This is a genomic window from Streptomyces sp. NPDC006208 (genome assembly GCF_040613775.1).
GTDB lineage: Bacteria > Actinomycetota > Actinomycetes > Streptomycetales > Streptomycetaceae > Streptomyces.
Map to the genome: position 1 here is coordinate 1 of NZ_JBEXSW010000040.1, position 14050 is coordinate 14050.

Sequence of the window (14050 nt, forward strand, 5' to 3'; positions counted from 1 at the left end):
GGAACCCTGCCATCCGAAGATGGACGGGGTATCAACATATCTGGCGTTGATTTTTGGCACGCTGTTGAGTTCTCAAGGAACGGACGCTTCCTTTGGACTCTTTTCAAGGAGTCCTCCGGGCGCTTCCCTTCGGTGTTTCCAAACTCTATCAGGCTTTTTCGGCCCCTCTGACCACCGCCCTGCGGGCATGCAGTGGTGTAGACCAGTTAGGATCCGGGCTTGATAGGTGCTGCCGCCGACCCTCGACTCAGTGTCGCTTTGGGGTCAGGCAGGAGTACGACAGTACAGCTCACCGGGAGTCGTGGCAAATCGTTTCCGGTGCACCCCTAGGTCCGCCAACTGGTATCTGTCGGGCGGAACTAGGACTTCATATGACATACCCTGCTGAACAGTGCGCCGTCCGCGACTAGCAGTGACGGTGCAGTGCCAAACTCCGCCCCTGGAGGGTCCATGACCACAGTGACGTCCCCTCTCTCCGGACGCACCATCGGGCTTGCCGCAGTGCCCGACCCCGTGTTCTCCGGTGCGATGGTCGGTCCCGGGACTGCCATTGATCCCGTTCGTGAGGCTTCGGAGGCCGTCTCTCCCGTCGACGGCATCGTCGTGTCCCTGCATCCGCACGCCTTCGTGGTCGTCGACGGGGAGGGCCATGGGGTGCTGACGCACCTCGGCATCGACACCGTACAGCTCAACGGTCAGGGCTTCGAGCTGCTCGTCAACAAGGGCGACACCGTCTCGCGTGGGCAGGCCGTCGTGCGCTGGAACCCGGCGGCCGTCGAGGAGGCGGGCAAGTCCGCCATCTGCCCGGTCGTAGCTCTCGAGGCCACGGCCGACTCGCTCGGCGAGGTCCGTGAGGACGGCGACGTGAAGTCCGGTGACGTGCTCTTCACCTGGCAGTGACGCCGACGCCGCTATGACGGCGCGCCCTATATCCACCGCGGCGGCCGGGGGGTCGTCGCCCAATCCAAGACGGGTGACATGGAGACAACGCTGAGAGGCGTCGGCGTGAGCCACGGGGTGGCGATCGGCGAAGTACGGCACATGGGGACGGCGGTACTCGAGCCGCCGGCCAAGCAGATCCCCGCGCAGGACGCGGGGCGCGAACAGGGGCGTGCCCGCCAGGCCGTGGGGGCTGTGTCCGCCGACCTGATTGCTCGGGGCAATCTGGCAGGCGGCGAGGCCCAGGCCGTGCTGGAGGCGCAGGCCATGATGGCGCAGGACCCGGAGCTCATGGCCGATGTGGACCGCCGTATTGCCGTGGGCAGTACCGCGGAGCGTGCCGTGTACGACGCGTTCGCCGCGTACCGGGCGCTGCTGGCGGGAGCCGGTGAGTACCTCGCGGGGCGGGTCGCGGACCTGGATGACGTACGCAACCGGATCGTGGCGCGGCTGCTCGGTGTGCCGATGCCGGGCGTGCCGGACAGCGACGAGCCGTATGTACTGATCGCGCGGGACCTCGCGCCGGCCGACACCGCGCTGCTGGACCCGACGCTTGTGCTCGGGTTCGTCACCGAGGAGGGCGGGCCGACCAGCCACAGCGCGATTCTGGCGCGGGCGCTCGGCGTGCCCGCGGTGGTGGCGTTGCCCGGTGCCGGGGAGATCGGCGAAGGCACGATGATCGCGGTCGACGGCAGCACGGGAGAGATCTTCGTGGAGCCGAGTGAGGAGAAGAAGGCGCAGCTCGCTGCGGCGGCGGCCGAGCGGAAGGCCGCTCTGGCGGCTTCCAGCGGGCCGGGCGCCACATCCGACGGGCACAAGGTGCCGCTGCTCGCCAATGTCGGTGGTCCCACCGATGTCCCGGCGGCGGTCGAGGCGGGTGCCGAGGGTGTCGGGCTGTTCCGTACCGAGTTCCTGTTCCTGGACGACAGCAAGCAGGCTCCGTCCGAGGAGAAGCAGGTCGAGGCCTACCGCCAGGTGCTCGAGGCGTTCCCCGAGGGCCGGGTCGTGGTGCGGGTGCTCGACGCCGGTGCCGACAAGCCGCTGGACTTCCTGACGCCTGCCGATGAGCCGAACCCTGCGCTGGGCGTGCGGGGGCTGCGCAGTCTGCTCGACCACCCGGAGGTCTTGCGGACGCAGCTGACCGCGCTGTCGAAGGCGGCTCACGGTCTGCCCGTGTATCTCGAGGTGATGGCGCCGATGGTCGCCGACCGGACGGACGCCAAGGCGTTCGCGGACGCGTGCCGCGAAGCGGGGCTGCAGGCGAAGTTCGGTGCCATGGTGGAGATTCCGTCCGCCGCGCTGCGGGCGCGCTCGATCCTGCAGGAGGTCGAGTTCCTGTCGCTGGGGACCAATGACCTCGCGCAGTACACCTTCGCCGCCGACCGTCAGGTGGGTGCCGTGTCGCGGTTGCAGGACCCGTGGCAGCCCGCGCTGCTCGACCTGGTGGCGCTGTCGGCCGAGGCAGCGAAGGCCGAGGGCAAGAGCTGTGGTGTGTGCGGCGAGGCTGCCTCCGATCCGCTGCTCGCGTGTGTGCTCACCGGTCTGGGCGTGACATCTCTGTCGATGGGCGCGGCGTCCCTTCCTTATGTACGGGCGACGCTGGCGAAGTACACCCTCGCGCAGTGCGAACGTGCGGCCGCCGCGGCGCGTGCCGCGGACAGCGCCGACGAGGCGCGGCTGGCCGCGCAGGCGGTGCTGTCCGGCGAGTGACCGGGGCGCAGTACGCAGGGTGATCGCAGGGGCTTCCCGCCGTCGGCGGCGGGAAGCCCCTTCCTGTGCATTGATCAGTGATGGCTCTCGGGGTCGTCGGTGATGACGGGGAACCCGGCGCAGTATTCGACGCCGGGCTCCGGGGAGACGGGGTCGCCGGTGGCCGCGTCCGTGCAGTAGGCGCTGAACACCTCGCCGGCGGTCAGGGGCGTGAGGCGGCCCTGGGTGAGGCGCCAGCCGTGGAGACGGTCGGCGCTGTCCGGGGCGCTGGTCCGCAGCACCAGCCCGCCCGGGCTTTCGAGCGCGATGCCCACGGCCAGCACGGTGACGAACTCCGCGCCTTCGGAGGCATCGAGCTGGGCCGGTGAGCCCGCGGCCGCGTGCGCGTGCAGAACCGCGAGGAGTTGTTCGTCGGGGCCGGCGATGCTGCACACGAGGTGGTGGCTGCCGGGGCCCGCGAGTTCGAGGAGCCGCATCAGGGCGTGGGCGGCCCGGTCGAATGCGGACCGGCCGATGTCCTGGCCGCAGTCCGCGCAGGCGCCCAGGTCGGCGAGGAGCATCGTCGCGTACTCCCATGTCGCCTGTCGTGCGGCTGTGTTGATCAGCTCGGGCAGCAGACTGCCGAGCGGCTGACCGGTGTACGGCACGGTCGCGCCGCGGCCCGCGATCTCGGCGGTGAAGCGGCTGCGGCTCTCGGCCGTGTCGGCGTCGAGGCCCGCTTCGGCGCAGAATTCCGCGAACTCGTCGGGGTCGAAGAGGGCGGCTGATGTGTGCAGTTGCTGGGAGGCCAGTGATTTCAGCAGGTGCTCGGTCTGCCGGAGATAGGTGGGGTGGTCGTCGAACGTGAAGCTGTCGTAGTGGCGCATGGCCGTGAAGTCCTGTGCGTCCGCGAGGATGCCGACGGTGCTGGGGACTTCCCGGCGCAGAGTGCGCCGCATCGATGTCCGGGTGACGGTCCGCTTGTTCTGGCTGGTGTGCGCCATTGCTGGTTCCCCCTGTGTGCTGTTGATCAGTCGTGACTCACCGTAGTCGAGGGCACTGACACTGCGGGGTCCCGCAGCCGGTCGCGCACGAGCCGGCTCTGGGCGAAGCAGGTGGCGGCGAGGCCGGCGCCGAACAAGGCCCAGCCGGCCGGGCCGACGGCGATCACCGCGCTCATGACCAGGGGGCCGGCGCTGCGCTGGGCGGATGCGGCAAGGGCATGGGCGCCCAGGTAGGCGCCCTGCGCCTCGTCGGGTGCGAGGGCGATGGACAGTTCCCAGGACGCGACAGAGTGCAGCATCTCGGCAACGGTGAGGGCGATGGCGGCGAAGGTGAGCGCTGCGCTCGCCGTCCAGGCTCCGCCGACGGCGGACAGGCTCAGGGCGAGGGCGCCGGCGGCGAATGCGACGGCCAGCGGCACGAGGAGCCGGCGGGCGGCCTGGCTGGTGGCGCCGTAGCGGGCGAGCGGGATCTGAAGGGCCACCACCAGCACGTTGTTGAGGACGAGCAGCAGCGGGGCGAGTCCGTGCGGGGCGTCGGTGGAGTGCACGATCCACAGGGGCAGGCCGACTTTGAAGACGGCGTCGTCCAGGAAGAGCACGGTCTCGCTCGCGGTGAAGAGGAGATAGGCGCGGTCGCGCCAGGGGCTCTTGGACCTGGTGGAGGGGGCTTGCTCGGCGGAGCCGGTGACGAGTCGGGACGGGGATGGTGCTTCGCCGCAGCGGGTTATCAGCAGTGCGGCGGAGGCGGAGGCCAGCGCGTTGCCGACGACGAGTGCCTGATAGGCGAGCGTGGTGCCTACGCCGAGAGCCGCCGCTGCGGCGAGTCCGCCGATCGCGAAACCGACGTTCGAGACGGTGCGGTTCACGGCTTGGTAGCGAACCCGGTCGGGGCCGGCGACGCGGGCGGCGTAGAGCTTGGTGAGGACGTTCGTCGCGCGGTCACCGAAGCTGCCGGCGGCGGCGAACGCCAGCAGGAGCGCGTAGTGGTCGGTCGTGAGAAGGGCGAGGCCTGCTGCTGCGCGCAGCAGTTGCATGCCGGACATCAGGCGCGTGAGCGGCAGCCGGTCGGCGATGCGTCCGGCGATGGGGGCTCCGGCGACCCCGATTCCTGCGGAGACTGCGAGCAGGATGCCGACCTCGGTGACGGTCAGACCGGTGACGTAGGTGAAGTAGAGCGCTCCGGTGGTGGCCCAGAGGCCGGTGCCGGTCTTGTCCACGAGGGTGGTCCAGAGCATCCGGCGGCCGTCGGTTCCGCCGGGGATGCGTTCGCTGAGTGCGGCTCGGCGCTGCTGCACGGTCACTGACTTTCCCCCCACTTGACGTGAAGTATGTATTGGTACATACTTCAGTACGTGGCAACACAATATGCGATCAGCGGTACGACCGCCAGGACGATTGCCGCCTCTGTCGAACAAGGCGTGGCTGAGGGCTCCCTGGGACCGGGGGCCGCGCTGCCCCCGGTGCGCGCACTCGCCGACGGTCTCGGGGTCAGTCCCGGCACCGTCGCGACCGCGTACAGAGAGCTGCGTCAGCGCGGGATCGTGGTGACGCGCGGGCGCGGTGGGACGGTCGTGGCGCACGCCCCCGCCGTCGGTTCACGCCGACCGCCGCGGGTGCCCGCTGGGGTGCGCGATCTGGCGGGTGGACATCCGGATCCGGCGTTCCTGCCCGTGCTGACGCCGCCGGACCGGGTCGCACCGGTCCACGGTTCACACCGCGGAAGCCCCCGGTTGCCCGCCCTGGAGATGCTGGCCCGGGAGTGGTTCACGCGGGACGGGGTCCCGGACGGGCAGGTGACCTTCGCCCACGGGGCGCTCGACTGCATCGCACGGCTGCTGTCCACCGAACTGAAGCCGGGTGACGCGGTCGCCGTCGAGGATCCCGGGTTCCACCATCTGCTGGATCTGGTTCCGGCGCTGGGTCTGCGCATGGCGCCGGTGGCCGTGGACGACGAGGGCATGCGGCCCGACGAACTGGGGCAGGCACTGCGTGCCGGGGCGCGCGCGGTGCTCTGCAGTCCGCGGGGACAGAGTCCGCGCGGCGGCTGGTTCTCGGCACGGCGGCGCGAGGAGCTGTTGGAGGTGCTCCGCGCGTACCCCGAGGTGCTGGTGGTCGAGGACGATCACAACGCGGACATCGCCGGTGTGCCCCTGCACTCGCTCACCACTGCCGGACTGCCGCGCTGGGCTCAGGTGCGGACGGCGTCGAAGCACCTCGGCATCGATCTGCGCTGGGCAGCGCTGGCGTGCGACGCAACGACACTGGCGCGGCACGACGGGCGGCTGCTGCTGACGTCCGGGTGGGTCAGTCACGTACTGCAGGAGACCGCGGCCCGGCTGCTGGCCGATCCGGGGACGCGGGACCTCGTCGCTGCAGGCCAAGAGGCCTACGCGACACGGCGGACAGCCCTGATCGAAGCGCTCGGCCGGCACGGGATCGCGGCTCACGGAGCGAGCGGGCTGAATGTGTGGGTGCCGGTCCGGGACGAGTCGGCGGTGGTGAACGGACTGCGCACGCGCGGCTGGTGGGTCGCGGCCGGGACGCGGTTCCGGATCGACAGCCTTCCGGCGGTGCGGATCACCAGCGCTGCCCTCGAGGAGGCGGATGCACTGCGGCTGGCCTCGGACTTCGCCGCTGTGCTGGGCGAGTCCGAGGCCACGTACGGGGGTTGACCGGCGTCCGGGTGGCTAGTTTCCGCTGCGGGAGCGGGCCAGCTCCTCGTAGAACCGCAGCAGTTCGAGGTTATCCACGGACCCGGGATTGACGGCCTTGGCCAGCGCCGTCCCCTGGAGCAGCCGCTTGACCGGGACCTCGATGCGCTTGCCGGTGAGCGTGTGCGGGACCCCTGGGACCTCGATGATGTCGTCCGGGACATGGCGGGGCGACAGGTTCTCGCGAATGGTCTGCTTGATGCGCGTGCGCAGGCCGTCGTCGAGTGTCGCGCCGTCGGCGAGGTGCACGAAGAGCGGCATCCAGTAGCCGCCGTCCGGCTCCTCGAGACCGATGACGAGCGATTCGCGGATCTCGGGGAGCCGCTCCACGGCCTCGTAGATGTCGGCCGAACCCATCCGTACGCCCTGGCGGTTGAGGGTGGAGTCGGAGCGGCCGTGGATGACGACCGAGCCGTGGTCGGTGATCGTGATCCAGTCGCCGTGCCGCCAGACACCGGGGAACATCTCGAAGTAGCTGTCGCGGTAGCGGCTGCCGTCGGGGTCGTTCCAGAACCGGACGGGCATGGACGGCATGGGGTTGGTGACGACCAGTTCGCCCACCTCGCCGATCAGCGGCTTGCCGTGCGGGTCCCAGGACTGCAGGTCGGTGCCGAGGCAGGCGGCCTGAAGCTCGCCGATGTGCACGGGGAGCGTGGGTACGGCTCCGGCGAAGCAGCTGCACACGTCGGTGCCGCCGCTGACGGACGCGATCCACAGGTCCTCGGCGACCTCGTCGTGCAGCCAGCGGAAGCCGTCGGGCGGCAGCGGCGAGCCGGTGGTGGCGACGCACTTGACACGGGAGAGGTCGAAGTCGCGCGCCGGGTGGACCTCCGCCTTGGCGCAGGCCATGACGTAGGCGGCGGAGGTGCCGAACAAGGTGGCCCCGGTGCGTTCGGCGATGCGCCACTGGGCACCCGTGTCGGGGTAGCCGGGACTGCCGTCGTACAGGACCACGGTGGTGCCCGTCAGCAGACCGGAGACGAGGAAGTTCCACATCATCCAGCCGGTGGAGGTGTACCAGAAGAACCGGTCCTCGGGGCCGAGGTCGCAGTGCAGGCCGAGCTGCTTGAAGTGCTCCAGCAGGATGCCGCCCTGCGACTGGACGATGGCCTTGGGCAGGCCCGTGGTGCCGGAGGAGTAGAGGACCCACAGCGGATGGTCGAACGACACCTGCTCGAAGACGGGCTCCCCGTCGCTGGATGTCGCAGTCCCTGCGGTCACGGCGGACCACTCGAGGGCGCCCTCGGGAGCCTCGGTACCCAGCAGCGGGATGTGGATCACGGCGCGCAGGGTGGGCAGCTCGCGGCGCAGTTCGGCGACCGTGTCGGTGCGGTCGTGCTCCTTGCCTCCGTAGCGGTAGCCGTCGACGGTGAACAGCACGACCGGCTCGACCTGCTGGAAACGGTCGAGGACGCTGCGGGCGCCGAAGTCGGGGGCGCAGGAGGTCCACACGGCTCCGACGGCTGCGGTCGCCAGCAGCGCGGTGACGGCCTGCGGGACATTGGGGAGGTAGCCGCTGACACGGTCGCCGGGGCGCACGCCGAGCGCGCGCAGTTCGGCGGCGAGTGCGCCGACCTGGCGGCGGAGCTCCGACCAGGTGATGGTGGTGGGCTCATGTGTCTCGTCCACATGCACAAGGGCGGCGTCATGGGCGCGGGCCGGGTCCTCGGCCGTGCGCAGCGCATGCTCGGCGTAGTTGAGGGTGGCCCCGGGGAACCAGCGGGCGCCGGGCATGGCGGGATCGCCCAGCACGCGTTCGTACGGCGTCGAGAAGCGGATGTCGAACCAGTCGGCGACGGCCCGCCAGAACGTCTCCAGTTCATCGACGGACCAGCGGTGCAATGCGGCGTAGCCGCCCTCGGCCGGTGCCCCGTGGCGCTCGGCGGCCCACGCCTGGAACCGGGTGATCCTGGCGGCCGCAATGCGCTCGGGGTCGGGCTGCCACAGAGGGGCAGGGTTCGCTGCTGCGGTCATGGGGCGGCTCCCGGGCTGGCTCGACGCGGTGTGTGCGTGGGCACGCGCACGAGCGGGGTGTGCGCGTGACGCGGCTGACAGGGACGATGCCATGTGATCGTCTTTCACACCAGGGCTCATCCCCCATGGTCGGGTCGGCGAACATGTGGCGCCACCACGGGTGAACGGGAGTTGAACAGAGCCCCTGGGGGTTGGACCGAATGGCAGGGTGAGCTGCATGGACGGTCGTGATCTGGTGCACTCGCTGAGGTTCTTCGGCACGGTGAGGGGGCTGCGGGCGGCACGCTCCGCGTGGCGGCGGCACAGGACGGATGCCGTGGGGCTGCCGGCCCGGGGCCCGGAGCGGGCGAGGGTGCCCGGCCCCGTGACCGAGGCCGAGCCGCTGCCGGGAGGCGGGATCATCCGCTTCGCCCGCTCCGAACTGAGGATCATGGTCGCGGCGGGCGGGGCGGTGTTCTGGGGCTGGGACGGGGCGCAGCCCGAACCGTCGTACGCGCTGGCCGGCGATGCGCCCGAACCCGACACGCGGGCCGGGCTGGAGCCGGACAAGGACGGCGGCTGGCGCGTGGTGTCGGAGCGGGTGAGGGTCGAGGTGTCCCGGCACGGCGCGATCGAGGTCCGTACCCCGGGCGGCGTGGTGCTGCGCCGGGATCTGCCACCCCGCTGGTGGGAGCCGGCCCAGGGCGGCCCGGCTCGCTGGGTGCAGCGCAGCGAGGTCCCGGCGGATGCCCGGTTCTTCGGTCTGGGCGGCCGGGCAGCGGGGCCCCGGCTGCCGGACGGGACCTACCGGCTGTGGAACACCGACCCGAAGGGGAGCTTCTCACCCGGCGACGATCCGCTCTACATCACGATGCCGGTGCAGCTGGTGGTGTCCGACGCGGGGACGCATCTGACCTTCCACGACAACTCCTGGGACGGCCGCGTCACCCTGCGCGAAGGCGAGGAAGGCGCGGGTTCCGGTCACGACCGGCCGGGCACGAGCGAGGTCCGGATGGACGGCGGGCCGCTGCGCTGCTGGGTGGTGGCCGGAACGCCGGCCCGCGTCCTCGCCGGGTGGGCGCAGCTGACGGGAGCCCCGGCACTGCCGCCGTCCTGGGCCCTGGGCCCGCAGCACGCCCGCTGGGGGTTCGGCAGCGAGCGGGCGGTACGGCAGATCGTGGCCGGGTACCGGGACCGGGGCCTGCCGCTGTCCGCGGTCCATCTGGACATCGACCACTACGACGCCCATCAGGTGTTCACGGTCGACCAGCAGCACTTCCCCGATCTGCCCGGACTGGCGAAGGATCTGCGCGAGGACGGGGTGCGGCTGGTGTCCATCATCGATCCGGCCGTGAAGGCGGAGCCGGGCAACGCGGTGTACGACAGCGGGTCGGCGGCCGGTGCGTTCGTGCGGGACGCGAACGGCCGTGAGGTGCAGGGGGTCGTCTGGCCGGGCGACTGCGTCTACCCGGACTTCACCGATCCGCCGGTACGTCAGTGGTGGGGCGAGCTGTACGAGGAGCGGCTCGCGCAGGGGTTCTCGGGCGTGTGGCACGACATGAACGAGCCTGTGGCGTTCACACCGTTCGGCGACATGACGCTGCCGCGCTCGGCCCGGCATGCGCTGGAGGGGCGCGGCGGCGATCACCGGGAGGCCCACAACGTGTACGGCCTCGCCATGGCGCAGGCCGGTCACGAGGCGCTGCGCCGGCTGCGGCCGGACGAGCGTCCGTTCCTGTTCTCCCGTTCGGGCTGGGCCGGCATGCAGAGATACGGCGGGACCTGGTCGGGGGACGTGTCGTCGTCCTGGCCCGGGCTGCGGGCCTCGCTGGGGCTGGTGCTGGGGCTGGGGCTGTGCGGAGTGCCGTACTCGGGTCCCGATGTGGGCGGCTTCGACGGCAGCCCGTCGCCGGAGCTGTATCTGCGCTGGTTCCAGCTCGGCGCGTATCTGCCGCTGTTCCGTACGCACTCCGCGATCGACGCGGGCCGCAGGGAGCCTTGGGAGTTCGGGCCCGAGGTGCTGGCCCACGCGCGGACGGCGCTGCTCGAACGCGAGCGGCTGCGGCCCTACTTCGTCACGCTGGCGCACCTGGCCCGCACGACGGGCGCGCCGTACGTGCGCCCGGTGTGGTGGGGTGCTCCGGAGGACCGGGTGCTGCGGGACTGCGAGGACGCGTTTCTGCTGGGCGACGCGTTGCTGGTGGCACCGGTGCTGGACCGGGGGACGGACCGGCGTGCGGTACGGCTGCCGCGCGGCCGCTGGTACGACACCGCGACCGGCGTGGCGTACGACGGACCCGGCCAGGTCCTGGTGGACGCGCCGCTGTCGCGTATCCCGGTGCTGGCCCGCGCGGGAGCGGTGCTTCCGGTGCAGGGTGGCGACGGGGTCGAACTCGAGGTGTGGGCGCCTGCGGCCGGGCGCACGGGTGGGGGGCTGGTCGTCCGGGACGTGGGCGACGGCTGGGCGAAGGCGAAGCTCGAGCGCTATGCGACGCGGTGGGAGGGCGATCGGGTGGTGGTGGAACGGATCACGAACGCGGGCCGGGTGAGGACGGAGGTGCCGGCGCGGGTACGAGGGCCGGCCTGAGCCCGGCGGCGGGATCCGCTGCGGTACCGGGAGCCGACCGCGAGGCCCACCCCGGCGCACACCCTTGATCCATCAGTCGTTCGAACCCGTGGCGGGGGCGGCTGAACCCGTGGCGGGGCCCGGCACTCGGAGCGCTCGCTGCGGGCCGGTCGGGGAACGTGTGCGCCGCAGCCCCTGGAGGCGTTCGGTGTATACGGAAGCGGGGTGCGGGCCGGGCCCCGCGAGGGTGACGGCTGGTCAGCGAGGCCGGTCAGGGCCGCGCGCTCGACGCGCTCCGCCTCGCAGGAGCCCGGACTCGCCGTACCGCGCAGGAGGTCCGTCCGGGCCGTCCGGCCGGGAGATCACGGACCGGCCGGTCGCAGCGTTCGCGGGCACGGTGTCTGCCCTACGTCGAGCAGCGGACGCCCTGTGCCCCGGCGGCTGCGCACACCGCGGGCCGCCGCGGCCGCCGCACCGATCAGGCCCGCGTCGAGGGCCAGGCCGGAGGCGGTGATCCGCAGACCGCGGGTGAAGTCGAGGGTGGCGTAGTGACCCAGATACCGCCGCAACGGCGCGAGCAGGACCTCGCCGGCCTGGGCCACTCCCCCGCCGATCACCACCAGGTCCAGTTCGACGAGCGACGCCGTGGCGGCGATGCCCGCCGCGAGTGCCTGGGCGGCCCGCTCGTACGCCCTCCGGGCTCGCGTGTCGCCCGCGCGGGCCGCGACCGCGACAGCGGCGGCCGACGGGGGCACCCCCTGCGGCGGTGACCAGCCCGCTTCCAGGGCTTGGCGGGCGATCGCGGGGCCGCCGGCCAGCACTTCGACGCAGCCACGCGCACCGCAGGGGCACAGCGCTCCGTCCAGATCGACGCTGATGTGTCCGATGTGGCCGGCATTACCTGTCGGGCCCGGGTGCAGTGTGCCGCCGAGGATCAGGCCACCGCCCACGCCCGTCGACACCACCATGCACAGCGCGTTGTCGACGCCCCTGGCCGCGCCGAGCCAGTGTTCGGCCGAGGCCATCGCCACCGCGTCGCCTATCAGTGCGGGCACGATCGCGGCAGGCAGCCGGGGATGCGATCGCACCTCGTCCACCAGGGGAAACGCCCGCCAGGCCGGGATGTTGACGGGGCTGACCGTACCGGCGGCGGCGTCGACCGGTCCGGCGCTGGCGATTCCCAGGCAGGTCATCTCCTCCCAGCGCGGGTCCCGGACGAGTTCGTCCAGGACCGCGGCGACGGCCCCCATCATGGCGGCGGCGGAACCGCCCGCCGGAGTGGGCTGCCTGGTCCGTAAGAGGATCCGGCCCGAATCGTCGATCAGGGCGCCGGCGATCTTGGTGCCGCCGATGTCGAGTGCTCCGTACACGGGTGGCTCGAGCCCTTCTGTGGTGGACCGGTCGGCCGTCGTCCGCTCGCCCGGTTCAGCCGTCGTAGCGGCCCTCGAACCATCTGCGGGCGGCCGTGGTGTGCAGGGGGAAGGCCAGCTCGGCCGGCGTGCGCAGCACGTGCCAGCCGCTCGTCTCGTCGGTCGGTGCGGACGGCGGCAGATCGGCGGCGGGGCGCTCCGGCAGCAGTCCGAACAGCAGGAGATGGCCTCCCGGGGAGCTCAGTGCGTCGGCGAGCCGGACGTCCTGCGCGGACGCCTCGATGCCGGTCTCCTCCCTCAGTTCGCGTACGACCGCCCCTTGCCAGTCCTCGCTGTGGTCGATGAATCCGCCGGGCAGGGCGATACCGCCGCGTGCGGGTTCGATGGTTCGGGTGATCACGACGAGTCCGGTGCCCTGCTCGTCACGCGCGGGCAGCAGCGCGACGGCGACGGGCAGGGGGTTGCGGTAGGCGATCTCGCCGCAGGACGGGCAGGTGCGGGGCCAGTCGGTGACGGAGCCGTACGACGCTCCGCAATGGCCGCAGTGGGAGTCCTTGGACACGCGCGGACTGTATCCGATCACTCTTTCCCGCCGGGCCGTGAACTGATAAACGGTGGGCCCATGACCGGACTTGGAACCGCTTTCCGTGCTCTGCCCGCCCTCGTCGCCGGGCTGCTCGCTCTCACCGCTGCCGCTCCCGTCGCACAGGCCGCACCTGAACCCGAGGCCCCACCGGAGTTCGTGGCGCTGCGCAGTGTGGCTCCGACGATCACCGAGGAGATGCGCTACACGACGGTGCACAACTTCGTCGGCGACCGGATCGACGGCTACCGGCAGCCGCTGTGCATCCTCACGCGCCCGGCCGCCGACGCACTGCGCCGGGCTCAGGCCCGGCTGCTCCGGCAGGGCTACTCCCTGAAGGTGTACGACTGCTACCGCCCGCAGCGGGCGGTCGACCATTTCGTGCGGTGGGCGAAGGATCTCGAGGACGAGACCATGAAGCGGGAGTTCTATCCCCATGTCGACAAGTCGCGGCTGTTCGCCGACGGCTACATCGCCGAGAAGTCCGGGCACAGCCGGGGCAGCACGGTGGACCTGACCCTGGTGAAGTTGCCCGCGCTGCCGACCAGGCCCTACCTGCCCGGTGAGCCGCTCGTGCCGTGCTTCGCGCCGCGCTCGGAGCGGTTCCCCGACAACTCCGTCGACATGGGCACCGGCTACGACTGCTTCGACACCCTGTCGCACACGGACGACCCCCGGATCACCGCCGAGCAGCGCGCCAACCGGCAGCTGCTGAAGAGCACGCTGGTGGCGGAGGGTTTCGTGAACCTTCCCGAGGAGTGGTGGCACTTCACGTACAAGCCCGAGCCCTTCCCCGGCACCTTCTTCGACTTCCCGGTCGCACGGAGCTCGATCGCGGGTCACCGCACGGGCTGACGCGGGGGCGCCGAGCGATTACGGTGCCCGCATGGCAGAGCAGACTTTTGATTCGTACGAGGAATTCTGGCCGTACTACGTCGCGATGCACTCACGCGCTGCGACCCGCTGGGTCCATCTGACGGGCACCCTGACCGGGCTGGCCATCAGCGTGTACGGGCTGGCGCGCGGCCGTAAGCGGTACGCGGCCGCGCTGCCGCTGATCGGCTACGGCACAGCCTGGCCGGCGCACTTCTTCATCGAGAAGAACAATCCGGCCACCTTCGGGCATCCCGCCTGGTCGCTGCGCGGCGATGCGCAGATGATCCGGATGATGCTGGCCGGCCGGGATCCGGAGCTGGCCGAGATCGCCGCCAAGTGGCTCGCCGAGAACCGCTGAC

11 protein-coding genes are annotated in these 14050 nt (G+C 71.4%); 6 read left to right on the forward strand and 5 right to left on the reverse strand.

Going from position 1 to position 14050, the window contains the following annotated elements:
* The first annotated feature begins 450 nt into the window (after positions 1-450).
* Together ABZ208_RS28360 and ptsP are read left to right on the forward strand one after the other, a co-directional pair.
* Positions 451-900: a PTS glucose transporter subunit IIA gene (locus ABZ208_RS28360; protein WP_356912290.1), complete on the forward strand. Its 450-nt coding sequence runs from the start codon at positions 451-453 to the stop codon at positions 898-900.
* A gap of 78 nt (positions 901-978) precedes the next feature.
* Positions 979-2649, forward strand: a complete 1671-nt coding sequence (gene ptsP, locus ABZ208_RS28365; protein WP_356912291.1) for a phosphoenolpyruvate--protein phosphotransferase — start codon at positions 979-981, stop codon at positions 2647-2649.
* A gap of 74 nt (positions 2650-2723) precedes the next feature.
* Here ptsP and ABZ208_RS28370 read toward each other — a convergent pair whose 3' ends face one another.
* Entirely contained in the window at positions 2724-3632 is a 909-nt protein-coding gene (locus ABZ208_RS28370) for a hypothetical protein (RefSeq protein ID WP_356912292.1), read from the reverse strand.
* Positions 3633-3658: 26 nt separating this feature from the next.
* The gene (locus ABZ208_RS28375) at positions 3659-4933 is read right to left on the reverse strand and encodes an MFS transporter (RefSeq protein ID WP_356912293.1); all 1275 of its coding nucleotides are present in this window, start codon (positions 4931-4933) and stop codon (positions 3659-3661) included.
* A 51-nt stretch (positions 4934-4984) separates the two neighbouring features.
* Between ABZ208_RS28375 and ABZ208_RS28380 the strand changes: the two genes are divergently transcribed.
* Positions 4985-6304, forward strand: coding sequence for an aminotransferase class I/II-fold pyridoxal phosphate-dependent enzyme (locus ABZ208_RS28380; protein ID WP_356912294.1), 1320 nt, complete (start codon positions 4985-4987; stop codon positions 6302-6304).
* Between the two features lie 15 nt (positions 6305-6319).
* On the opposite strand, the gene ABZ208_RS28385 is transcribed toward ABZ208_RS28380, so the two are convergent.
* Complete coding sequence (locus tag ABZ208_RS28385) at positions 6320-8317, reverse strand: acetoacetate--CoA ligase (RefSeq protein ID WP_356912295.1); 1998 nt, start codon at positions 8315-8317, stop codon at positions 6320-6322.
* 217 nt (positions 8318-8534) lie between these two features.
* Here ABZ208_RS28385 and ABZ208_RS28390 point away from each other — a divergent pair, with 217 nt between their 5' ends.
* Positions 8535-10883 (forward strand): glycoside hydrolase family 31 protein, encoded by a 2349-nt coding sequence (locus ABZ208_RS28390; protein WP_356912296.1) that lies wholly within the window; start codon positions 8535-8537, stop codon positions 10881-10883.
* A 341-nt stretch (positions 10884-11224) separates the two neighbouring features.
* Here ABZ208_RS28390 and ABZ208_RS28395 read toward each other — a convergent pair whose 3' ends face one another.
* On the reverse strand, positions 11225-12232 hold the full coding sequence (locus tag ABZ208_RS28395) for an ROK family protein (RefSeq protein WP_356912297.1): 1008 nt from the start codon (positions 12230-12232) through the stop codon (positions 11225-11227).
* Positions 12233-12287: 55 nt separating this feature from the next.
* Entirely contained in the window at positions 12288-12794 is a 507-nt protein-coding gene (locus ABZ208_RS28400) for an NUDIX domain-containing protein (protein ID WP_356912298.1), read from the reverse strand.
* Positions 12795-12854: 60 nt separating this feature from the next.
* On the opposite strand from ABZ208_RS28400, the gene ABZ208_RS28405 reads away from it, so the two are divergent.
* Together ABZ208_RS28405 and ABZ208_RS28410 are read left to right on the forward strand one after the other, a co-directional pair.
* Complete coding sequence (locus tag ABZ208_RS28405; RefSeq protein WP_356912299.1) at positions 12855-13670, forward strand: M15 family metallopeptidase; 816 nt, start codon at positions 12855-12857, stop codon at positions 13668-13670.
* A gap of 31 nt (positions 13671-13701) precedes the next feature.
* The gene (locus ABZ208_RS28410) at positions 13702-14049 is read left to right on the forward strand and encodes a DUF962 domain-containing protein (RefSeq protein WP_356912300.1); all 348 of its coding nucleotides are present in this window, start codon (positions 13702-13704) and stop codon (positions 14047-14049) included.
* Position 14050 lies beyond the last annotated feature (1 nt).

Coding starts and splice junctions, on each gene's coding strand:
- ABZ208_RS28360 (WP_356912290.1), top strand. CDS start 451: ATGACCACAGTGACGTCCCCTCTCTCCGGACGCACCATCGGGCTTGCC.
- ptsP (WP_356912291.1), top strand. CDS start 979: ATGGAGACAACGCTGAGAGGCGTCGGCGTGAGCCACGGGGTGGCGATC.
- ABZ208_RS28370 (WP_356912292.1), bottom strand. CDS start 3,632: ATGGCGCACACCAGCCAGAACAAGCGGACCGTCACCCGGACATCGATG.
- ABZ208_RS28385 (WP_356912295.1), bottom strand. CDS start 8,317: ATGACCGCAGCAGCGAACCCTGCCCCTCTGTGGCAGCCCGACCCCGAG.
- ABZ208_RS28390 (WP_356912296.1), top strand. CDS start 8,535: ATGGACGGTCGTGATCTGGTGCACTCGCTGAGGTTCTTCGGCACGGTG.
- ABZ208_RS28405 (WP_356912299.1), top strand. CDS start 12,855: ATGACCGGACTTGGAACCGCTTTCCGTGCTCTGCCCGCCCTCGTCGCC.
- ABZ208_RS28410 (WP_356912300.1), top strand. CDS start 13,702: ATGGCAGAGCAGACTTTTGATTCGTACGAGGAATTCTGGCCGTACTAC.